General features: G+C 45.8%; 21 protein-coding genes. 19 read left to right on the forward strand and 2 right to left on the reverse strand.

Going from position 1 to position 21,806, the window contains the following annotated elements; translation table 11 throughout:
• The first annotated feature begins 8 nt into the window (after positions 1-8).
• The 3 genes from ACZGCQ_RS02700 to ACZGCQ_RS02710 all read left to right on the forward strand — a co-directional run bounded on the left by ACZGCQ_RS02700 (position 9) and on the right by ACZGCQ_RS02710 (position 2,240).
• Positions 9-800, forward strand: coding sequence for an AAC(3) family N-acetyltransferase (locus ACZGCQ_RS02700; RefSeq protein ID WP_481265302.1), 792 nt, complete (start codon positions 9-11; stop codon positions 798-800).
• 57 nt (positions 801-857) lie between these two features.
• Positions 858-1,595, forward strand: a complete 738-nt coding sequence (locus ACZGCQ_RS02705; protein ID WP_481265303.1) for a Bax inhibitor-1/YccA family protein — start codon at positions 858-860, stop codon at positions 1,593-1,595.
• Between the two features lie 105 nt (positions 1,596-1,700).
• Positions 1,701-2,240 (forward strand): class I SAM-dependent methyltransferase, encoded by a 540-nt coding sequence (locus tag ACZGCQ_RS02710; protein WP_481265304.1) that lies wholly within the window; start codon positions 1,701-1,703, stop codon positions 2,238-2,240.
• Between the two features lie 52 nt (positions 2,241-2,292).
• Here ACZGCQ_RS02710 and ACZGCQ_RS02715 read toward each other — a convergent pair whose 3' ends face one another.
• Entirely contained in the window at positions 2,293-2,598 is a 306-nt protein-coding gene (locus tag ACZGCQ_RS02715) for a hypothetical protein (protein WP_029341343.1), read from the reverse strand.
• A gap of 130 nt (positions 2,599-2,728) precedes the next feature.
• Between ACZGCQ_RS02715 and ACZGCQ_RS02720 the strand changes: the two genes are divergently transcribed.
• The 10 genes from ACZGCQ_RS02720 (at position 2,729) to ACZGCQ_RS02765 (ending at position 11,708) form a co-directional block, all read left to right on the forward strand.
• Positions 2,729-3,463, forward strand: coding sequence for a nuclease-related domain-containing protein (locus tag ACZGCQ_RS02720; protein ID WP_481265305.1), 735 nt, complete (start codon positions 2,729-2,731; stop codon positions 3,461-3,463).
• Between the two features lie 75 nt (positions 3,464-3,538).
• On the forward strand, positions 3,539-3,961 hold the full coding sequence (locus ACZGCQ_RS02725) for a MarR family winged helix-turn-helix transcriptional regulator (protein WP_481265306.1): 423 nt from the start codon (positions 3,539-3,541) through the stop codon (positions 3,959-3,961).
• 69 nt (positions 3,962-4,030) lie between these two features.
• Positions 4,031-5,041 (forward strand): ABC-2 transporter permease, encoded by a 1,011-nt coding sequence (locus ACZGCQ_RS02730; RefSeq protein WP_481265307.1) that lies wholly within the window; start codon positions 4,031-4,033, stop codon positions 5,039-5,041.
• A 200-nt stretch (positions 5,042-5,241) separates the two neighbouring features.
• Positions 5,242-5,556 (forward strand): ArsR/SmtB family transcription factor, encoded by a 315-nt coding sequence (locus ACZGCQ_RS02735; RefSeq protein WP_481265308.1) that lies wholly within the window; start codon positions 5,242-5,244, stop codon positions 5,554-5,556.
• Between the two features lie 128 nt (positions 5,557-5,684).
• Positions 5,685-6,989, forward strand: a complete 1,305-nt coding sequence (locus ACZGCQ_RS02740) for an arsenic transporter (RefSeq protein WP_481265309.1) — start codon at positions 5,685-5,687, stop codon at positions 6,987-6,989.
• A 20-nt stretch (positions 6,990-7,009) separates the two neighbouring features.
• The gene (locus ACZGCQ_RS02745; protein ID WP_481265310.1) at positions 7,010-8,668 is read left to right on the forward strand and encodes an FAD-dependent oxidoreductase; all 1,659 of its coding nucleotides are present in this window, start codon (positions 7,010-7,012) and stop codon (positions 8,666-8,668) included.
• Between the two features lie 135 nt (positions 8,669-8,803).
• A complete protein-coding gene (locus ACZGCQ_RS02750) occupies positions 8,804-9,136 on the forward strand; it encodes a PadR family transcriptional regulator (protein WP_481265311.1) in 333 nt (110 codons plus the stop codon).
• On the forward strand, positions 9,096-9,653 hold the full coding sequence (locus ACZGCQ_RS02755) for a DUF2812 domain-containing protein (RefSeq protein ID WP_305120365.1): 558 nt from the start codon (positions 9,096-9,098) through the stop codon (positions 9,651-9,653). Before ACZGCQ_RS02750 ends, ACZGCQ_RS02755 begins: the two co-directional genes overlap by 41 nt.
• 284 nt (positions 9,654-9,937) lie before the next feature.
• Positions 9,938-11,071 carry a hypothetical protein gene (locus tag ACZGCQ_RS02760; RefSeq protein WP_481265312.1) on the forward strand — a complete coding sequence of 378 codons (1,134 nt, stop codon included), beginning with the start codon at positions 9,938-9,940 and terminating at the stop codon, positions 11,069-11,071.
• 202 nt (positions 11,072-11,273) lie between these two features.
• The gene (locus ACZGCQ_RS02765; RefSeq protein WP_481265313.1) at positions 11,274-11,708 is read left to right on the forward strand and encodes a hypothetical protein; all 435 of its coding nucleotides are present in this window, start codon (positions 11,274-11,276) and stop codon (positions 11,706-11,708) included.
• 53 nt (positions 11,709-11,761) lie between these two features.
• Here ACZGCQ_RS02765 and ACZGCQ_RS02770 read toward each other — a convergent pair whose 3' ends face one another.
• Positions 11,762-12,400: an SDR family oxidoreductase gene (locus ACZGCQ_RS02770; protein WP_481265314.1), complete on the reverse strand. Its 639-nt coding sequence runs from the start codon at positions 12,398-12,400 to the stop codon at positions 11,762-11,764.
• Between the two features lie 264 nt (positions 12,401-12,664).
• On the opposite strand from ACZGCQ_RS02770, the gene ACZGCQ_RS02775 reads away from it, so the two are divergent.
• From ACZGCQ_RS02775 to ACZGCQ_RS02800, 6 genes are all read left to right on the forward strand, one after another.
• Positions 12,665-13,495, forward strand: coding sequence for a transporter substrate-binding domain-containing protein (locus tag ACZGCQ_RS02775; protein WP_481265315.1), 831 nt, complete (start codon positions 12,665-12,667; stop codon positions 13,493-13,495).
• Positions 13,488-14,285 carry a transporter substrate-binding domain-containing protein gene (locus tag ACZGCQ_RS02780; RefSeq protein ID WP_481265316.1) on the forward strand — a complete coding sequence of 266 codons (798 nt, stop codon included), beginning with the start codon at positions 13,488-13,490 and terminating at the stop codon, positions 14,283-14,285. Before ACZGCQ_RS02775 ends, ACZGCQ_RS02780 begins: the two co-directional genes overlap by 8 nt.
• Positions 14,286-14,387: 102 nt before the next feature.
• A complete protein-coding gene (locus ACZGCQ_RS02785; protein WP_481265317.1) occupies positions 14,388-14,666 on the forward strand; it encodes a hypothetical protein in 279 nt (92 codons plus the stop codon).
• A 168-nt stretch (positions 14,667-14,834) separates the two neighbouring features.
• Positions 14,835-17,039, forward strand: coding sequence for a glycoside hydrolase family 3 N-terminal domain-containing protein (locus ACZGCQ_RS02790; RefSeq protein WP_481265318.1), 2,205 nt, complete (start codon positions 14,835-14,837; stop codon positions 17,037-17,039).
• Positions 16,999-20,205, forward strand: a complete 3,207-nt coding sequence (locus ACZGCQ_RS02795) for a GH36-type glycosyl hydrolase domain-containing protein (RefSeq protein ID WP_481265319.1) — start codon at positions 16,999-17,001, stop codon at positions 20,203-20,205. Before ACZGCQ_RS02790 ends, ACZGCQ_RS02795 begins: the two co-directional genes overlap by 41 nt.
• 66 nt (positions 20,206-20,271) lie before the next feature.
• On the forward strand, positions 20,272-21,798 hold the full coding sequence (locus tag ACZGCQ_RS02800; protein ID WP_481265320.1) for a glycoside hydrolase family 13 protein: 1,527 nt from the start codon (positions 20,272-20,274) through the stop codon (positions 21,796-21,798).
• Positions 21,799-21,806: the final 8 nt, after the last annotated feature.

Raw genomic sequence — 21,806 nt, forward strand, 5'->3', positions numbered from 1 at the left:
TAAGATCGATGGAAACACGAAACATGGTCACGAAATCACAAATCAAAGAAGCGTTACGCGAATTAGGTGTGTCGCCCGGCATGAAACTGTTCGTCCATACGTCACTCAAACAAATCGGCTGGATTCCCGGGGGCGTGCAGGCGCTGATCGAGGCTTTACAGGAAGTCGTCACGACGGATGGGTTGATCATGATGCCGGCGCAAAGTACCGATAATTCAGATCCGAAAAACTGGAGTCAACCCGCTGTTCCTGAGGAGTGGTGGGAAACGATCCGTCGGGAAATGCCGGCATATGACCCAGCAAAAACGGTCACGCGTGGCATTGGTCGCGTACCGGAAGTCTTCCGGACGTATCCCGGCGTCGTTCGAAGTAATCATCCGATGTGGTCCGTGACTGCCTGGGGGAAAGATGCGGCGACATTCGTTGCCGATCATACGTTAGAAAATGGCTTCGGTCCCGGTTCACCAATCGAGCGCTTCATCGAGGCGGATGGTCAAATTCTGCATATCGGTTCTCCTTGGGATACGACGACCGTCTGGCATTATGCGGAATACGGATTGAATCGTCCGGACGTCGAGGATGGGTGTAAAGTCAAAGAAGGAACGACGGAACGATTCATTCATTACCGCCATCGTCAAATCGATAGTGATGCGTTTGGTCCGATTGGCGAAGCGCTCGAAAGCGCTGATTTCGTCACGTCCGGTTTGATTGGACAAGCGAAATCTTACCGCATCGATGCCAAAGCCTCGATCCCAGTCGTCATGTTGCAATTAAAAGCGCTCGATCAATGGTTATTTTGAAACTTTTTCGGGAAACCTTCGTAGTAGAAAACAGAATCATAAAAAGGAGTGAAAGCAATGGCTTCACGTTTTAAAGTAAACCCGGCATTGCGTCGCGGATTCGATACAGCACGTGTCGGAGAACGACCAATGACAAAAAGCGGAACGATGAGCAAGATTTTCTTGATGCTCGCTCTCGTCACGGCAGCAGCAGGGGGCAGTTGGTTCTTCCTCGCAGAAAACCAAGCGTTCCTATTCCCAGCATTAATCGGTGGATTCGTCATCGGTCTGATCCTTGCCTTGATCATCACATTCAAACCAGCAACAGCTCCGGTCCTATCTCCGGTTTATGCAATCGTTGAAGGTGTGGCAGTCGGAGCGTTATCGTTAATGTTCGAAAGTATGTACCCAGGTATCGTCGGAAAAGCAGTCGTTGCGACATTCGTCGTTGCGTTTGCGATGTGGTTCGTCTACTCGACAGGGATGATTAAAGTAACGCAGCGTTTCCGTTCTGCAGTCACAGCGGCGATTCTCTCGATCTTCGTCTTGTACGCGGTCAACTTGATTCTTTCGCTATTTAGTATCGACCTCCCATTCATGACAGGTAGCTCACCGATTGCGATTGGCGTTCAGTTCGTCATCGTCATCGTGGCATCCTTGTCACTTGTAATGGACTTCGATTTCATCTCACAACAAGTGCGCGCCGGTGCTCCGAAGTCGATGGAGTGGGTCGCAGCATTCGGATTGATCGTGACGATCATCTGGCTCTATATTGAATTACTTGATCTCTTGTACCGCCTCGCGGCGCGGGATTAACAGCAACAGACGACGGGTTCTACGTCGTCTGTTTTTTGTCATGTGCAGGGATACCTACCGGAAGCGAGAAATAGTGGGATAGCGTAATCAGAAGGGGTGATTCTCATGAAAGAACGTATCGTCATCGGAGCAGGACCGTACCATAATAATCCCGGATGGTATCATACACAGGAAGAGGAGTTGAATCTGCTCAATCGTTCCGATTGGGAACGATTGTGTTCGAACGAAAAGTTACAAGCGATTCTTGCGGAACATGTCTGGGAGCATTTGACATTCGAAGAAGGGATTGACGCGGCACGTCATTGTTATGCATACCTTGCACCAGGAGGATACGTCCGTTGTGCAGTGCCGGACGGTTATTTTCGGGATGAGGCATACCAAGCAATCGTCCAAGTCGGTGGCCCCGGTCCAGTTGACCATCCGGCAGCGAGTCACAAAATCGTCTATACGTACGAAACGTTACGGAACGTATTCGAAGAAGCTGGGTTTCAGGTACGTTTTCTCGAATATTTTGATGAGAATGGGGTGTTCCATCAAGCGGATTGGGACGGCGCAGACGGTATCATTTTCCGTTCGAAACGATATGATCCCCGTAATGCAGAACAGATGAGATTTCCTTCGTTGATACTTGATGCATATAAATGAATACATAGTTGAAAAAGACCATCTGAACTTCGCTGTCAGATGGTCTTTTTGATCATATTCCGTGCTCGCTTTTCAGTTGATCGACATATTGTTTTGCCTCGAGCAATGACGATCCGAGCGTCTCTCGAACGCGTTTGACAGCTTCAACCGTCTTTCCTTCATGAAGCAACTGAACCAGTTCGACTTGTAATGCTGCTTCTTCTAAAGACACTTCGTTCAGACCGAGATGTTCCTCGATTCGTTGCAATTTTTTTAGAATCGTTTGTTGGCGGCGTTTCGCTTCGTCCGCTTTTTGCGATAAGGACATCCAGATGAAGAATAAGACAATCAGTGGTGCGAACGTGACGACAGAATCCATAGTGAACACCTTCCTTTCGTCCACCGTACCATAGGAAATGATTCATAACAAATAGTGGAAAATGAGGTGGAAATTGATTATGCTGATATAGTGGAAAATAAAGGGTTAATATGGAAAGGAGATAAATCTAGTGGATAATGTATTAGTGACATTTTTGCCATTCTTGATTCAAATCGGACTGATCATGGTGCTGTTCTTCTTCGGAACGTTTGGTCTGTTTTTCTTCGTAAAACGCAGCTCGTATCACAACAGTCGTTATTATCGACTGACACGTGAACCGTTTTTACGGATTGTCCGTGATAAGGGGAAATGGGGCGAGTACTTGACGACACGTCAACTCGATCAAGTGTCAGGATACGGCACGTATGTGTTTAATACATATTTACCTCGTGCGCGTGGAGAAGGCACGACGGAGATCGATGTGACGTTCATTCATGAAAGTGGCATCTATGTGCTCGAATCGAAAAACTACAGCGGGTGGATTTTCGGACGCGAGCAGGACCGTCAGTGGACACAACAGTTCCAGAATCGCTTCAAGCAACGGTTCTATAATCCGATTAAACAAAATGAAGGGCACCTTAAAAGTATGCAACGCTTCTTAGAAGGAACGGATCCTACGCTCTTTCACTCCTTGATCGTCTTCAGCGAACGCTGTGAACTCAAAAAGATCACCGTCGATTCAGCGCATGTCCGTGTCTTGAAACGAAACGTCTTACGTAAGACGATCGAGCAACTCGCGACAGAAAAGGCGTTGACACCAAGTCAAGTCGATACGATCGCGGGAAAACTCGGGGTTCATTCACAAGTCGATCGTGCCACCCAACAGGCGCATATCGATGGGATTCGTCAGCGCCAGGCCAAATGACAGCGTTGACGGACTGGCTCTCCTTCAGGTATAGTGGATAAATAATAAGTAGTGCAACTATATGGAGATGATAGGATGAAAGAATCGGAATGGTCGCTTGGCATGCAATTATCTCGTAGTTATTATGCGTTCAAACGTGCTGCCGCTAAACGGATGGAGACGTTCGGTTTAACGCCGGAACAGTTTTCTGTCCTGAGTGAACTTGCTAAACAAGATGGTATTTCGCAAAAGCAGCTGGCACTCGTGACGGAACGTGATCAAACAACGATCGGTAAGATTCTCGATAAACTCGGTAAAAAAGAATTGATTGTTCGGACACCGGATCCTCGGGACCGACGAGCGGTTCTGCTCTTGATGACACGAGAAGGACGTGACATCGTCGATCGTCTCGGACCAGAGCTCGATCAGCTACAATTCGAAGCGTTCCGAGGACTCTCGCGGGAGCAAATCGAGCAATTAAAGGAAACACTTGAGACCATTCACCGGAATGTGACGTGAATGGTTTTCCTTCGGACATATAGTTGCACATGATATTATAAGTAATGCATATAAAAAGGAGATTGTAATATGAAAGCATGGAAAGATGTCTGGTCAATGACACAAACGAAAGTCGGACTCGTCTTCGCGATTGTCGTCCCACTCTTGTTCCTCGTCGTCTGGATGACTGGTTACCAAGGAACGACGGACCGGCTCGATCAATTGAACGTTGGGGTCGTTGGGGAAGCGAACGACCCGTTCGTCACATCATTAAAAGAAGCACCGTTCACGGTCCAAGCACTCGCGACAAAAGCGAAAGGGTTGGAAGCACTTGATGCCAATGAAGTCGATCTCGTCCTACAGAAGGATGATGCAACGCATCAACTGACGGCACATGTCAGCCAGACGAATGCGGAATTTGCGAATGCGATTCTCGAGCGGGCAACGGAAACGATCGGTAAACAGTTGAATGGTGAGCCGACGTTTACGACATCGATCATCACAGAGCATGCCGTCTCAGATTTTGCCTTATCGATGCTGCCACTCGTTCTTGGGTTCGTCATCTATATCGCAACAATGACGATGGGGATTCAGTTCAATCTCGTCAGCACGATCTTAAGTAAGCGTCATTCGATCTGGTCCCTATTTTGGAGTCGCCAACTATTACACGGAATCGTCCTTCTGGTCGTTCCATTGCTACTCGTTTCTGTGGCACATGTATTAACGGATATTACGACACCGTTCATCAAACTATGGGCGTTTGAGCTCCTTGTTGTCGCGATCTGTATCGCCGTCACGCAGATGAACTTTGCGATATTTGGACCGATTGCGCCACTTGTCAATGTCGCATTGATTCCGTTCCAGTTGATGACTGCGGGAAACATCGTCCCAGCGAAGATGTTGGCACCGTTTTATCAATCGCTCGGAACGTTCTTACCGGTTCCGAATGCAGTCTCCGGCTTCAGTCGATTGCTGTTCATGGATGGTTCAGTAGGGACACAGGTGCTTCATTTATCACTGATTGGTCTCGGTAGTTTTATCGTGACATGTTTAGTGGTGAGTTGGAGAGAGCAACGACAAGCACAAGGCGTTGTTGCATGAAGGAAAAAAGAATAATAGTTTGGAAAGAAGAATCGTCATCGAATGAGATGACGATTTTTTGTTGGAGACAAATGAGTGAAAAAATCATTGCATAACAAAAACGTTATATAATAATATGGTTATATGAAAAATGAGAACAGATACATTCTCACTTGTACCATGCATAAACCAGTATGTTTTAAAGAAAGGAGTGGTCTCCATTGATTGAGACAGCAAAACAGGTAGAAGAGATGAGTCAGTTCTTGAAGCTGTTGAGCGATGGAACACGACTTGAAATTTTACGAAGACTACACGTTCGGGAACATTGTGTCTGTGATTTCGTCGAACTGTTTGATATTTCGCAACCGGCAGTCAGTCGGCATCTAAAATTGTTGCGTCAGTCCCAGATCATCTTGGAACGACGGGAACGACAATGGATTTATTTTCGAATCAATCCAGATCACCCGCAATACAAGTTGTTATTGACGATTTTAGAAAAAATGGATACTCCGGACATCCCGGATAGAAGTTGCTAAGACACCCTGTGGATGAAATGGATTAGCACGAGTAGCGCAGGGGAATAAAACGATATTCCATTCTGGATGACACGTTCAAGAATCATGAATCGTTAATTGACCCACCCGAAATTTAATACAGAAATGAAGTGAACGCATTGACCGGTACACATTTACTAGCGATCGGAATTTTTCTGATCACCTTATTCTTAATCATCAAACAACCGAAAGGACTCGGCATTGGTTACTCCGCGATGGGGATGGCGCTCGTTGCGCTATTGACGGGAGCCGTTAACCTCGATGATGTGTCGACGGTTTGGGGCATCATTTGGAATGCGACGTTTACGTTCATCGCCCTGATCATCATCTCGTTGATCCTCGATGAGATCGGATTTTTCGAATGGGCAGCACTTCACATGGCACGGATCGCACGGGGTGGTGGTGTCAAACTATTTGTGTACATGACATTACTCGGTGCTGTCGTCTCCGCTCTATTCGCGAACGATGGAGCAGCCTTGATTCTGACACCGATCGTTCTCGCGATGGTGCGTCACTTAAAACTACCGGATTATGTCGTGTTAGCCTACGTATTTGCTTCCGGATTCATTGCCGATACGGCAAGTTTACCATTCGTCATCTCGAACCTCGTCAACATCGTCTCCGCTGATTTCTTTGACATCGGGTTTACGGAGTATGCGTCACGGATGGTGTTCGTCAATCTCTTTTCCGTCAGCGGTAGTCTGATTGTCTTGTATCTCTATTTCCGAAAAAGTATTCCGAAGAATTATGATGTTGCGCAGCTTGTCGCACCTGCAACCGCGATCAAGGATCAACGGATGTTCAAGTTATCGTGGTTCGTGCTCGTCTTGCTTGTCGTCGGATACTTTACGAGTGACGTCATCGGCATTCCCGTCAGTCTTGTTGCAGGTATCATCGCCTTGTTCTTCTTATTGATGGCGCGCCGTTCACCGAGCGTACCAACGAAAAAGGTCATCGGTGGTGCACCGTGGGCGATCGTCTTCTTCTCACTTGGCATGTACATCGTCGTCTACGGACTTCAGAATGCTGGATTGACACAAGTGCTCGCTGACATCATTGATGGCTTTGCGACGAATTTAGCAGCTGCAACATTTGGCATGGGCTTCGTGGCCGCTATCTTGTCGTCCGTCATGAATAACATGCCGACCGTGATGATCGATGCCCTTGCAATCGACCTGAGTCAGGCGACCGGGACAATGCGAGAGGCGCTCATCTATGCGAATGTCATCGGATCCGATCTTGGACCGAAGATCACGCCGATTGGTAGTTTAGCGACGTTACTTTGGTTGCATGTGCTGCGGTCGAAAGGTGTAAAGATTGGTTGGGGTCAATACGTTAAGATTGGAACAATCCTGACGATTCCGACCCTTGTCATCACATTGCTTGGCTTGTATATCAGCTTAATACTGTATTGATTTTTAAGGAGGAACTAGAGATGAAATTGATGATCATTGGTTCAGTTGCTGCGGGGACATCAGTAGGAGCTAAAGCACGACGCAACAATGAAGAGCTAGAAATCACGATTTATGATCGGGATCAGGATATCTCGTACTCAGGTTGCGGGATTCCTTACTTCGTTGGTGGAGAAATTGCTGATATCGACGAATTGACACCACGCGATGCCGCTTTCTTTAAAAAACGGTATAACATCGATATTCATACACAACACGAAGTTGAGTCGATCGATCATGCGACAAAAACGGCGACGATCGTCAATCTCCTGACAGGGGATCGTTTCACGGACACGTATGACACGTTAGTGCTGGCAACCGGTGCTTCAAGTATCGTTCCACCACTTCCGGGTGTTGAGCATGAGAATGTCTTTACGGTTCGAAACGTCCGCAATGCCGACGCGATTCGGTCCTATATCGACGCCCGTGATCCGAAGACGGCAACGATCGTCGGTGGAGGATTCATCGGACTCGAGATGGCGGAGCAATTGACGTATCGGGGCATTCAAGTCACGCTCGTCGAACGCTTGCCGCAAGTCATGCCGCCACTTGATCGCGACATGGCAGAACATGTTGCCGATCATTTGAAAGATAAAGGAGTAGCCCTCTTGCTTGGTGAATCCGTGACAGCGTTCAAAGGTGAGGGACGCGTTTCTGAGGTCGCGCTTGAGAGCGGAAAAACGATCGAGACCGACCTCGTCATTCTATCGGTTGGCGTCAAGCCGAACACAGGTCTTGCGAAGCAGATCGGTGTAGAGCTTGGTAAAACAGGGGCAATTGCAGTCAATCGTAAGATGCAGACGAATGTAGCCGATGTCTACGCAGTCGGCGACGTCGCGGAGAGTTTCTCCGTCATCACGGGTGAAGCACTTTATCGTCCGCTTGGGTCAACCGCGAACAAGATGGGGCGGATTGCCGGCATGGTCATTACCGGAGAAGAAGCGGAGCACCGTGGTATTTTAGGAACAGGAATCTTTAAGGCATTCGATTTGACGGTCGCTCAGACAGGTTTGACGGAAAAAGAAGCGCGTGAATCAGGGTATGACATTGAAGTACTGCATAACATCAAACCAGATCGCCCAGAATATATGGGCGGGAAAGAAATGACGATCAAAGCGATCGCCGATCGAGCAACAGGACGAGTTCTTGGAGCGCAAATTGTGGGTCCGCAAGGTGTCGATAAACGGATTGATGTCCTAGCGACGGCGATCACCTTTAAGGCGAAAGCGGAAGACTTATTCCATCTCGATTTAGCTTACGCCCCACCGTTCTCGACGACGAAGGATCCTGTTCTCTATACGGGAATGGCACTCGATAATGCTATCAAAAAAACAGCACGTCTAATGACACCAAACGAATTGATTGACCAAGTCGCGGGTGGGAAGTCGTTCCAAATCATCGATACACGCTCAACAGCACAATTCGAAAAAAACCATGTCGATGGAGCGATTCATATCCCGCTTGGTGAACTGCGGACACGGGCGAAGGAATTAGATCCAACGTTACCGACGATCGTCTACTGCAATAAAGGCGTGACCGGTAATGCTGCGCAAAATGTCTTGAAAAACCTTGGATTTACGGATGTATGCAACTTATCAGGTGGGAACAAGAACTATCAACATATCAAAAAATGCTTTTCATAATATTGATCTATGTAGCGTGATGATCCTATTCATTTAGGAATCATCACGTTTTTTTGTTGTCAAATCGTTCGAAATAGGATATTTTTAGTATATCGGGAGACGATATAACGGAAGACGTAGTAAGGAAGTGGGAAAATGGTACGAACGGGTCAAGAGACGGCATTAACTGAGGCTGTCTATTATATTTTACTGTCACTTCAACAACCCCGTCATGGCTATGGCATCATGCAATTCGTCCAGGAATTGAGCAACGATCGTGTCAAATTAGCTGCTGGTACGTTGTACGGCGCACTCAGTAGTCTGGTCGATAAAGAATGGATTGAAGCGATCGAGCAAGAAACAGGGCGAAAGAAAGAGTACATCATAACGAATCAGGGGCGGGAGAGATTACAGGTAGAGCTGGATCGACTAAAAGAACTCGTGCGACATGGACAAGAAACGATGGGAGTGGATCAAGGTGAGCAGTAAAACGGTCTATCGCTTTTACGCTGATTATGCAAAAGAAGAAGTGTGGTTAAACGAGATGGCAAACAACGGCTGGTACTTACAGCAGTTTCGACTCGGACGTTATGTATTCATCAAAGGTGAACCTGGTATGTACACGTATCGAATCGAGTTATTAGAAAACATGCCAAAGCATCCGAAGTCGCAGGACTACTTTGCGTTTTTGGAAGAGATGGACATCGAAGTCGTGGATACATCGTTCCGCTGGGTCTTCTTAAGAAAACGGACCTCGGATGAACCGTTTCATATGTATTCGGACTTTGATTCACAGATCCATCACGAACACCGGATTTTGCAACTCTATAAAGTCGTTTTTTTCGTGAACATCATTGCAGTGCTTATTAATTTGTTTAATCCGATTACCGACACGATGATTTGGTTCAATCTCGCAATCGTGACGGGTCTTTCATTCGTAATGCAACGCCACGAACGTAAAATTCAAACATTACGTGGATTGCGTGCCATCGCGGAGCAGGATTAAACGTATATAACCTGATTTCAAAAATCCTCACGTCTCTAAATGAAACGTGGGGAATTTTTTAGTGGTTAGAGTTCAGGAGGATATTGTAAAGTTGGTCAATTCGTATAACAGTGTTGTAAGAAAGACGTAATACATCAATCAAACAGTGCATAACTAGGTAGAAATAACTGTTTAAATCAACAAGTCAAGGAGTCATGAATCGAATGGATAAGTCTGTCCGTAAAAAGCGAATCTTTTTTAGTCTAGTGTTTTTTATCAGTGGAAGTATCCTTTTAGCGACCTGGATGAAAGTGCAAAAGGATCGAGCAAACGCAACTGTCCTACCACGTTCTTCAATTACAGCCATCGATTTTAGTCCTCAACAAGACACCGTGATGTTGGTCTATCCAGGACAGGGACAAGGGAAAATGAATGATCCTGAACTTGCTTACAGTTCGATTGTCACGATCAACATGAAAGGAAAGGTAGTAAGCGAACGACAGGTCCATGATTCACGTTTTACGAACATGACGCTTGTGCAAAAACTGAGTACGCCGAATGTGTTGTATGCATCAGCGCAAGGCTATCCGAATTATTTTTATACATTCGATTTTACAAAGCGACGGTTTGTTCAACATCATGTGACGTATTTCAAGCACAATCCCATGATAGAATCTATCAAACATTTTGGAACGGATACATGGTTCAAGACGTTGAATTCATACAAAACCGGTACGCAACGATCGTCTCAAGGAACAGGATTCTCGCACACCTTTTCTAATTTTGATACAAAAGAAAACTATGAGACGCCTGCGCGATTCGAACCAGGAAACTCGATGATGATTGAATTGAAGCAGCATTTAGCGTATGCCAGTATTGGTAGCGATCATGAACAAGAAGAAAAAGCAGCGATGATTTTTTTGGATAAGCGGACTGAAAAACCAGTCGTATATCGGAAAAGAGATGAACCATATGCATACTCAGCACTTTATGGAAAGGATGATACGGCATACTTCGCTAGTACGGATGGCTGGATGATTCGGATCAATGAGGCAGGGCAACAAACCGAGCAATACTATCCGTTTCTTCAGAATACGAATTTTGATAGTACTGATCCGATTCGAATGATTGATGCAACACAAGGGATTCAAGTCGTTCAGCAATTCTCACAGAATAACCTAGATGCGGATCATCAAATTCTAGTTAAATGGACGTTCGGACAATCGTTCTCAGTTCAGGAAATCAAACCGAAGTTTTGGCAAGCTGATAAATGGTACAAGTACGTATATATTCATCCCAAGACGAAAAAATCATATTTCATCGAATTTGACCCTGAAAAACCGGATAAAGGGAAACTGCTCATTACGAATCAAAAGTATGAGTTGCTTCACGAGATTCCGGTGGAAGGACCGATTGGAATCGACTTTATGATCGAATGAGATAAAGAGAGGAAGATATTTTGAACCGTATCGAGCGATTTGAATTTGAGTTTGAAAAAAAGCGGGAGAACGATTTCCACTTTTCACGTATCTTGAGCAACAACAATCAGATTGGACTTCTTTACAAGATGATGAGGCGCGGGAGGGAAACTTTCACGTAAGTATGTGGATCAGTGGAGAAAAGATTTCCTGGTCATATGACGTGCGAGAACGGGATGAAGCAACACAAGCATATCGGTTTAGCATTTTCATGCAACGCTGGAAAAACATCTGGGAATGGGCTCAGCAACGTCACTTAATGAGTGGAAACGCATTTGGAATTCATCAAACACTCGCTGACTCCGTCAGGACATCTGCCAAGTCTGAAGCGTATTTGGAACGGGCAATGAACGAGCTTGCTGGCTACGATGCGGAAGGACTACTCTTTTATTTTGGTCCCGGACCGTGGGACGACTTTCAGGACGCGAATGATGAGCTAAATATGTTTCTCGAGTTCGATGAGATCAACACAAAAGAGAAGATGCGTACGGAAGGACTGTATTTTGATCACGATAGTCAGCGCTGGATTGACATTCCGGCGTCGTTACCCGTCATTGGTGAGACGATGCTTGTGATGTATCGCCAACTATACGAATGATTCATTTGATCAAAAAAGCTCACGTCTCGGAAATGGAGACGTGAGCTTTTGTATTAGAATAACTCGTTGATCGGTGTGTCACCTTCGAGTAATGTGACGACTTGCTTCGACGCCTTGTCGTGACCGATTGCAGCTAGAATGACGCGTGCGACGTCCTCGCGTGGAATTTTTTTAGTTGCTTGCTCGGACGGATCCGTCGTGACGTTTCCTGTGCCGGCTTCATCGGATAGTCCGCCTGGGCGAAGAATCGTGTAATTAAGTGACGATTCCTTCAGGACACGATCCGCGTAGCGTTTCGCGATGTAATACGGCTTCATGCTGTCAGACCATGTTTCCGGCGAATCGGCATTCAAAGCACTGACCATGATAAACTGTTTCGCATTGATTGCTTCTGCTGCTTCAATCGATTTGACGGCACCATCGAAGTCGATCAGCATCGTCTTGTCGGCTCCCGTGTGACCACCTGATCCTGCCGTAAAGATGACGACATCTGATCCTTGTAATGCTTCCGTAATCGTCGCGACGTCCGCTTCAAGATCGAGATGGACCGGTGTATGACCGAGTTTCTCAAAATCACTGAACTGGTCCTTGGAACGTAATCCTACTTTGACATCGTGCTCCGAATCCTGCAGTAAGCGAGCAGTGTGACGACCAACTTTACCATTTGCACCAATGATGAAAATCTGACTCATGTTCCATTCCTCCATTTCACGATTTGATGATTCTGTTTCAGTATGGAAAAGACGAAGCGATTCTGTAAAGGCAGACGACTTATGGAACTGTAACCGTCATCAAAATATCTTTTTAATGCTTTTATGCATAAAATCGTCAAATTATCTTGAAATCACGTGTAAGTGTGGTAGGATAATGACTATTACCCACACCGAAAATCATTTAGATTAAATTGTAGCAATATTCGGTGAATGGGCAACGACGAAACAGAAAGGAGAGATACGATGAAAAAGAAACCATGGCTACTGGCAGGACTTGTTTTGACAGGCGTTGCCGCTTGGATGATCTGGAATCAACAGACGGATGCCGAAGCACATGACATCTTCGAAGACCACAAGCTGGTCGTCGGAACGACGGGGGATTATAAGCCCTTTACATACTGGAACGAGGAACGGAATCGTTATCAAGGTTTTGATATCGATGTCATCCGAGCGTTCGCCAAAGCAGCAAATCTTGACGTGACGTTCGTCAAGACGACATGGCCGACATTATCGGAGGATACAAAATCAGGAAAGTTTGATATCGCTGTCGGTGGGATCACGAAGAAAATCGAGCGCGAGGTCGTCGGAGACTTTACATCATCGTATTTCTCCTTTCAAAAAGCACCGCTTGTAAAGAAAGAAGATGTCGAACGCTTGAATTCGCTCGCTGCAATCAATGATCCAGCAGTTAAAATCGGCGTCAATCCGGGTGGAACGAACGAAGCGTTCGTGAAGAAGCATTTTCCGAAGGCAGATGTGACCGTCTTTGAGAACAACTTGGACATTCCAAAAGCCGTTCAAAGCGGACAAGTTGATGTCATGGTGACGGACGACATCGAAGCGTTGCATTACGCGACAGAACTCGATCTTGCGGTGCCGAAACTGACAGAGGCATGGGAACCAGCTGAGATGGCGTATTTGATGCAACCCGGACAAAAGCAGCTTGGAGACGTTTTCCGGGTCTGGATTGAAAGTGCAGAGGGGCAAGAACAGATTCAACAACTAAAGAAAAAATGGAACATCGTCTCGACGCGCGAGACGGTCGGAGCGAAAGGAGCGGGAGCACATGAGTAAATGGGGATGGATCGTCGTCGGAGGTGGCGTCTTATTTGCGAGCTTACTGACGCTGTGGCAAACGGAGCAACCACGACGTGTGCAAGCGAAGAACGTCTTTGCGACGAAAAAAATCGTCGTCGGAACGACCGGGGATTACAAACCATTCACGTACTTGAACCGGAAGACGAACGAGTACGAAGGATTCGATATCGAAGTGATCCGTTCCTTCGCGAAGAAGACCGGTATCGATGTCGAATTCGTCCCAACGACATGGCCGACGCTGTCTGCTGATCTTGCTAGCGGGAAATTCGATATGGTCGTCGGCGGTGTGACAAAGAACATCGAGCGGGAGATTATCGGCGACTTCACGTCAAGTTACTTGTCGTTCCAGAAGACACCGCTCGTCCGTAAAGAAGATGCTAAACGCCTTGCTTCGATCGAGCAAATCAATCGCCCAGACGTGACGATTGGTCTAAACCCGGGCGGAACGAATGAACAGTTCGTCCGCAAGACGTTCACGAAAGCGAACATCGTCATGTATGAGCAAAACCTCGATATCCCGCACGCGGTTGCCTCAGGTGAAGTCGATGTCATGATTACGGATACGGTCGAGGCGATTCATTATGAAGCACTCGATCAACGACTTGCGGCACCAAGAATTCAAGAAAAGTGGATTCCGGCGGAGAAGAGTTATCTTGTTCGAGAGTCGGAAGGGGACGTTGTTGATGTCTTCAATCTCTGGATGCAATCGCACGAAGGTCAAGAAGAGATGGAGCAATTAAAAGAAAAATGGCAAGTGGCGTCTTAAGTGGATCGTGTCTCCTGACAGCAGGAGGCACGATTTTTTCGTAACAGGAATCTAGTGGGAAAGGGCGAACAAGTATGTAGAAGCAAATTAGGAGGAATCAATATGTTAAAAAACGTGTCAGCGAGACAATGGCTCATCATGACCGTTCTTTTTGCTGGTATCACTTACACATGGATTGTCATCGGAGAGTCATGGATTAATCCTACGTTGTTATTCGGAGGGGCGCTTATATTTACAAGTGGTGCAGTGCTCTCATTTAGTCTCGCGTTAGCCCGAACTGTTCGATTAACAGGAATCGGATTAACGATGATGCTGGTGTCGATTGTCACAACGCTCGTAGTATCTGCTGGTGTCGTGTATGGCATTTTTATTTGGTCATAAAGGATCTAAACAAAGTAAGAACTCTTTTCTGAAAAGGAAGAGTTCTTACTTTTATCTTTTTATCGAAACGTTTCGAAAGAAAGGTTGAAGATTTTTTTGAAAGCGCTTATAATTTTGATTAACAGGTGAAACGTTTCGATAAATTTAGTGGATATGAGGTGCTGATCGATGAACATTCAATCATTATTACAGCAAATGACGCTACAGGAAAAAATAGGACAGCTCGTTCAAATCCTTCCTTCTGTCTATGATCCACAGACATCAGATACAGTTACTGGACCAGTGGCTCAACTAATGGAGGAAAGTGGTCTGACAGAGGGCAATCGATATGAATTAGGATCTGTCATCGGGATTCATCAAGCAGAACAGGCATTTCGCATCCAGCAAAATTACTTAAAACATAATCGATTAGGAATCCCGTTATTGTTCATGGCGGATATCGTTCATGGTCATCGAACGATTTATCCAGTTCCATTGGCGCTTGCTTCTATGTGGGATAGTGACGAAGTGGAAATGATGGCGCGTCAATCGGCTATCGAAGCAACAGCTTCGGGACTGCATGTTACTTTTTCGCCAATGGTAGATCTTGTACGTGATGCGCGTTGGGGGCGTGTCATGGAATCAACAGGTGAGGATGTTTGGCTCAATGGAGAATATGCGGCAGCCTTCGTACGTGGATATCAATCAAAGGATTTAAAACAAGCTGATTCTTTAGCAGCTTGCGTGAAGCATTTTGCGGCTTACGGTGCCGCTGAAGGTGGTCGTGATTACAATACGGTTGATATGTCGGATCGTGAATTACGAGAATTTTATTTACCAGCTTATTTACGGGCCATCGAAGCGGGTGCCCGACTCATCATGACAAGCTTCAATGTCGTTGATGGTGTTCCCGCAACAGCTAGTACGTATCTGTTACGCCAAATTCTTCGTAAAGAGTGGCAGTTTGACGGGGTCACGATTTCAGATTGGTCTTCTATTAAGGAATTAATCCAGCATGGTGTGGCGGGTTCTCTTGCTGAAGCTGGAGAAAAAGGAATCAAAGCGGGTGTCGATATCGATATGATGTCAGGTGCGTACTTAAATCATTTGGAACAGCAGATTGATGACCAAGTCGTTTCGATGGATGTATTAGACGAAGCAGTACTCAGAATCCTTACGTTAAAGCAAGATCTAGGATTGTTTGAAGATCCTTATCGTGGCATTGATCCCGAACTTGAGAAAAGAGTCCACTTATCTGAAGGTCATCGGAATACGGCACGGCGTTTAGCTGAAAAAAGTTGTGTCTTACTGAAAAATGATCAAGTCCTGCCATTAGCAGAAGATCAGCGGATTGCGTTGATTGGACCTTTTGCTGCTTCAACGGACGTACTTGGTCCATGGGCAGGCAACGGAAAACGTGAAGAAGCGGTTTCCATTCGAGAGGCGTTTGATGAAGCGAACATTGATTATGTTTTTGCAGAAGGATCAACGATTGATACGGAAATTGACTGGGATCAGGCGATGGAAGTAGCGGCGCAAGCAGAAGTGATTCTCATAGCTTTAGGGGAAGCGTCTTGGATGAGTGGAGAAGCCGGAAGTCGAACGGACATCCGTTTGCCGAAAACACAACGCGATGGATTGGCAAGACTTGCGACACTTGGAAAACCGATCGTGACCGTGCTATTCAACGGGCGACCACTCGATCTTAGAGATGTCGTTGATCATTCCGATGCAGTGCTTGAAGCATGGTATCCGGGAACAGAGTCAGGACGAGCGATTCACCGTTTACTGTATGGTCACGCGGTTCCTTCTGGAAAACTGACGATTTCATTTCCGTATCATGTCGGTCAGTTGCCATTACGTTACGATGCCTTACCGACGGGTCGACCGATGACGATCGAAGGCGCTGATCCACGCTATACAAGCAAATACCTGGACGCTCCAAATGAAGCGTTATTTCCATTTGGTTTTGGATTAAGTTATAGCCATTTTACCTATACACAGTTAAGACTACATGAGCAGCCGCAGGGAACTACATGGGAAGCATCTGTTATTGTTACGAACGAAGGCGCATTAGATGCGGAAGAAATCGTTCAATGGTATGTGCAAGATCCAGTTGCTGACGTGTCACGTCCCTTACGTCAATTAAAAGGATATGAACGCGTTCTTGTGAAAGCCGGTTCCAGTCGAGAAGTGACATTCTGTATCGATGCTTCGATGCTGATGTATCAACATCCGGACGGTTCGGTTAAAGCGGATGCTGGTGAATTCATTCTCTATGTTGGTACGGATAGTACTTGTGCATTACATGAAAAATTTTGGTTGAAACAGACCGGTGAAAAGGGGCAATTTGATGAACACATTAACGACCGTTCCACATCTACGACACGATGAATTTAGGGTGACACTAACTGAAGGCGGCGACATTCGTCAAATCCGTTACCAAGATATCATGATTAATCAATTGATTCATCATCCGTTTGATGAGTCCTTGATGAATTTATATGTTCGTCATGGTTCCAGTGTGGCCTTACCGTTACTTGGTATCCATTCGCCTAGTAAATTAGCAATATCTGAGCATACGATCAGCTGGAAAGGTGACTATGAGACATTCGGATACGAGGTCGTCGCAAGTCTTCACACGACTGGCATGCACTTTAAAGTCTCACTCATTGGGGAAGGAGAATTTGACGTAACCTATGCACAGGATTTAGGACTGGCTGACGAAGCCGGTGTACGTACGAACGAGGCGTATATGGCACAGTACATTGACTACGTCGCGACCGAACATGGGATATTGGCTCGACAAAATCAGCGACAGTCGACGGGCTTTCCGAGCGTTGCGATTCTCTCGTACGATCGAATCGAAGAGTTTGCGACGGATGGTTTTGATGTGTATGGTGCGTCATATCGGCAATCGAATATAGCAGAGGGATTAAATGCAGATTTACCATCTCGAATAAATCAGTATGAGTTCGCATTACCGACGATTCGAACAGCTGTCAAAGAATCAGCTGGAGAGCTATCTTTCCAATTTGAGCTGCGGTTCATTCCTTCTATGGAAGAAGCACTCGATGAACAATCGATTGATCAATTTACACCTTTATATGAGCGTGAAGAGCAACGGAAGGAACATCACCGTACGGCTTTCTTACAAACGCCAAAGACGATTGTCGGGAATACAGCGACGATACAACAACTCGACGATTTGTATCCGGAACGGTTGCTTGAAGAGTGGGAAGGAACACAGTTGTTGTCCTTCTTTACACCTAGTGGTCATCATGTCGTTCTAAAAGAAAAGGAACTTCTGGTTGAACGTAGTCATGCAACCATCTTATTAAATGCGGGGAGTTTAGCGCCAACAGAAAAGAAATTAGCGACAACAGTCCATATGAATGGTGTCTTCAATTCGCACATCGTATATGGGAATACGAATTACAACAAGTGGATGTCGAACGTCAGAAATCCTTTGAACATCCCTAAAACGTCTGGGCAACGCATATACATCGAACAAAAGGAAGACTATCAATTATTAGCGTTACCGTCGATTTTTGAAATGGGATGGAACGAAGTGATCTGGTATTACTTCTTAGATGACGAGACGATTGAAGTCCGAACATCAATTGGTGCTGAGCGACCTGTGCTTGAGACGACGGTTAAGACGCGACATCCGCGTGCGATGAAAATCAGTCAGCAAGTGACGATGCATACACAAGAATATGATGTACCGTTTCAAATGGAACAGATCGGACCACGCCTTCATTTTACGGCAACAAAAGAATCATTGAGTAAACGTATTCTACCTGATTTGACATACACGCTTGAAATGAATCAGCCTTTTTCAACAGGCTCCACATCTGAATGGTTAACTCAGCCAATCGTAGATGATTTGGTATGGTTATCTGTCGGAGCAACCGATCATCTTGTCATGAGAATGGGTGCAGGAATGCAGTGTGAATTCAATGCTGACGAAGAACGGAAGTCCTTCAATCAATGGAAGGCTGCTTATCGAAAAAACCTCAAATTTGAAGACGTCTGGCAGGACGCGAATGCTCTACAGTTTCAAGTAGACTGGTACATCCAAAACATGCGGATCCATTACCAATCACCGCACGGCTTAGAGCAATACGGTGGTGCTGCATGGGGAACACGCGACGTATCGCAAGGTCCGATGGAATTTTTACTGGCGTTCGGTCATTTTGAAGAAGCTCGCGCATTACTGCTTCAGATTTTTTCACATCAATTCGAGGCAGGACATTGGCCACAATGGTTCATGTTTGATGAATATGCTGGTATCCAGCAGGAGGATAGCCATGGTGATGTGATCCTCTGGCCACTGAAGGCATGCGCGGATTATCTTCAGCGAACACACGATTGGGCATGTCTCGATGAACTACTTCCATATCGAACAGAGACCGGTCAGGAAACACTAAAACAATCGCTCATGCATCATGTGGAACGAGCGTGTGCACGGATTGAAAAGGATTTCGTACCGAACAGTGTCTTTTCCGCATACGGCGGAGGAGATTGGGACGATACGTTACAACCAGCAGATGATGCGTTAAAGAAAAAGTTAATCAGTACTTGGACGGTAGCGTTGACATTCCAAACATTCCGTACGTTAGCAAACGAGTTACCACAATCGTCATTAAGCATACGATTAGCGGAACTAGCTACTACCATCGAACAGTCCTTCCAGTCAGACATGATTCTAGACGGGGTCATCCCTGGATTTTTACGAGTCGAAGAAGATGGATATCATCCGATGATTCATCCCTCAGATGATGGACTACCAATGAAATATCGATTGCTACCGTTGACCCGTAGTATCATCGGAGAACTCGTTACACCAGAACAAGCTATGCAAAACTTAAAGATCATTGAAGAACATTTAAAGTTCCCGGACGGTGTGCGTTTGATGGATCGCCCAGCACAATATCGTGGTGGTGTGAGTCGTCATTTCATGCGGGCAGAACAAGCAGCTAATGTCGGTCGTGAAATTGGACTGCAATACGTGCATGCCCATATTCGTTACATTGAAGCACTGGCGAAAATCGGAGCTGATGAAAAGAGCATAACGGAAGCATTTGACGTCATTAATCCTGTGGATCTAAAAGTACCGAAAGCAGTCCACCGTCAGAGAAATGCCTATTTCAGTAGTTCGGATGCTGCGTTTACGACGCGTTACGAAGCGCAAGAACGTTGGAACGAATTAAAAGAAGGTAAGATTCCGGTTAAAGGGGGATGGCGAATTTACTCGAGTGGACCAGGTATTTGGCTGAATCAATTAATGACGAATGTCTTAGGGATTCGAGAGCGTTCAGACGGGCTACTTCTTGATCCAGTCATAACCGGAACTATCCAGGTGGAACTATTCGATATCCCTTGTCGTATTCGAATCACACGGGGTGAACAACGACGCATTTTATGGAATGGAGAGCTGCTTAATCTTTCAAATCAATCCAATCGTTATCGTCAAGGTGGTTATCTATTGCAACGCGAGGCTTTAAAAACGATCCTTCCAAGTGGAAACGAACTGCAAATCGAGCTTCCGCTCTAAAGTAGGACAGGATGACTTCATGGAAGTCGTCCTGTCCTTTAGCATATGAGAAATGGAGTGAACGACATGATAAAAAGTCATCGGCATCAAGTAGTCTATCATCTGTATCCGAAAAGTTTTCAAGATACGAATGGAGATGGAGTCGGAGATCTGAATGGTATTCGGAAACGATTGGATTATCTGCAGAGGCTAGGGGTTGACATGATTTGGTTATGCCCAGTGTACACGTCACCTGGTTATGATCACGGGTATGACGTAGCGGATTATACTTCAATTGATCCTCTATACGGATCTATGGACGAGATGGAAGCCTTGATTGACGAAGCGAGTCGGCATGATATCACGATCATGATGGATATAGTCGCGAATCATACCTCATCCTGCCATGAATGGTTCATCGCATCCGAACATGATCCGGACGGTCCATACGGCGATACATATATTTGGCATGACGAACCGACAGAAGTGGAATCTTTTTTTGGAGGTTCTGCTTGGACGTATTCGAGTATACGTCAGCAGTACTATTTCCACTCTTTTGCGAAGGAACAACCGGATCTTAATTGGGAACAGCCGATAGTGGCAAAAGAATTTGCACGCATTCTATCGTTTTGGATTGAAAAAGGAGTTCGTGGATTCCGTTTTGATGTCATCGATTTAATCGGAAAACAATTTCATCCGCATCGCTGGCTGAATTTTGAACGTGTACAGGAGGGATTACGAGAGATGTTGGAATCCGTTGATCGTTCAAATCTTCTTTTAGTCGGCGAAGCAGGTGGTCTATCTCCATCCGAAATTCGTCAACTTCAAGAAGAGGGATTACTTGATGTGGTGTTTAACTTTGAGACGTGCGCTCTAGACGAGGTGGTGGGTAAAAACAAATGGTACCTTCAATCGTTTGATCCAGCGGAATTAAAAAAGACGATTAAAAAATGGCAAGATGAGATGGAAGAAGACGGCTGGAACAGCTTGTTTTGGAACAATCATGATCAGCCACGCGTTCTTTCCAGATGGTACGACGATGATATAAGAGCAGCAAAAATGCTAGCATTACTCCAGTTGACATTACGAGGAACTCCTTTCATTTATCAAGGAGATGAGATCGGGATGACGAACGGAAACATTCAGCAATCTGATTACCAGGATATCGAAACTCTCCGTTATTTACAGCAAGGTGGAGCGATACAGTCCGTTCAGCTGAAGGGTCGTGATCATGCACGTCTTCCGATGATGTGGACGAAAGAAGGGGGATTCTCGACAGGAACAGCTTGGTTACGGGGAATGACCGATGTTGATCGTAACGTCCACGATCAACAACTGGATGACGATAGTCTCCTGCAGGTGTATCGACGTTTACTTTCGATACGCAAGGCAGAGCCTGCCTTATTGGATGGAGAAATGAGGTGGCAGGAGACGCCATCGACGATGATCGCATTTGATCGAATTCATGGCGAACAGTCCCTTCGTATTTTAATTAATTTGTCGAATCACTCAATCAAACATCGAATAAAGATGGGCAAGACATTAATAGGTGTAGGGGACTACTGTGAAGAGGAACTCGGTCCTTACGCGGCGGTCCTATGCTATACTTTTTAAAGAAGGAA

Source organism: Exiguobacterium sp. HSB13 (assembly GCF_056764755.1).

Bases quoted from the DNA above. Each gene is read 5' to 3' on its own strand.
- ACZGCQ_RS02730 (WP_481265307.1), top strand. From the start codon at position 4,031: ATGAAAGCATGGAAAGATGTCTGGTCAATGACACAAACGAAAGTCGGA.
- ACZGCQ_RS02715 (WP_029341343.1), bottom strand. From the start codon at position 2,598: ATGGATTCTGTCGTCACGTTCGCACCACTGATTGTCTTATTCTTCATC.
- ACZGCQ_RS02775 (WP_481265315.1), top strand. From the start codon at position 12,665: ATGAAAAAGAAACCATGGCTACTGGCAGGACTTGTTTTGACAGGCGTT.
- ACZGCQ_RS02795 (WP_481265319.1), top strand. From the start codon at position 16,999: ATGAACACATTAACGACCGTTCCACATCTACGACACGATGAATTTAGG.
- ACZGCQ_RS02700 (WP_481265302.1), top strand. From the start codon at position 9: ATGGAAACACGAAACATGGTCACGAAATCACAAATCAAAGAAGCGTTA.
- ACZGCQ_RS02780 (WP_481265316.1), top strand. From the start codon at position 13,488: ATGAGTAAATGGGGATGGATCGTCGTCGGAGGTGGCGTCTTATTTGCG.
- ACZGCQ_RS02760 (WP_481265312.1), top strand. From the start codon at position 9,938: ATGAAAGTGCAAAAGGATCGAGCAAACGCAACTGTCCTACCACGTTCT.
- ACZGCQ_RS02800 (WP_481265320.1), top strand. From the start codon at position 20,272: ATGATAAAAAGTCATCGGCATCAAGTAGTCTATCATCTGTATCCGAAA.
- ACZGCQ_RS02745 (WP_481265310.1), top strand. From the start codon at position 7,010: ATGAAATTGATGATCATTGGTTCAGTTGCTGCGGGGACATCAGTAGGA.
- ACZGCQ_RS02785 (WP_481265317.1), top strand. From the start codon at position 14,388: ATGTTAAAAAACGTGTCAGCGAGACAATGGCTCATCATGACCGTTCTT.
- ACZGCQ_RS02725 (WP_481265306.1), top strand. From the start codon at position 3,539: ATGAAAGAATCGGAATGGTCGCTTGGCATGCAATTATCTCGTAGTTAT.
- ACZGCQ_RS02755 (WP_305120365.1), top strand. From the start codon at position 9,096: ATGGACAAGAAACGATGGGAGTGGATCAAGGTGAGCAGTAAAACGGTC.
- ACZGCQ_RS02710 (WP_481265304.1), top strand. From the start codon at position 1,701: ATGAAAGAACGTATCGTCATCGGAGCAGGACCGTACCATAATAATCCC.
- ACZGCQ_RS02790 (WP_481265318.1), top strand. From the start codon at position 14,835: ATGAACATTCAATCATTATTACAGCAAATGACGCTACAGGAAAAAATA.
- ACZGCQ_RS02705 (WP_481265303.1), top strand. From the start codon at position 858: ATGGCTTCACGTTTTAAAGTAAACCCGGCATTGCGTCGCGGATTCGAT.
- ACZGCQ_RS02750 (WP_481265311.1), top strand. From the start codon at position 8,804: ATGGTACGAACGGGTCAAGAGACGGCATTAACTGAGGCTGTCTATTAT.
- ACZGCQ_RS02770 (WP_481265314.1), bottom strand. From the start codon at position 12,400: ATGAGTCAGATTTTCATCATTGGTGCAAATGGTAAAGTTGGTCGTCAC.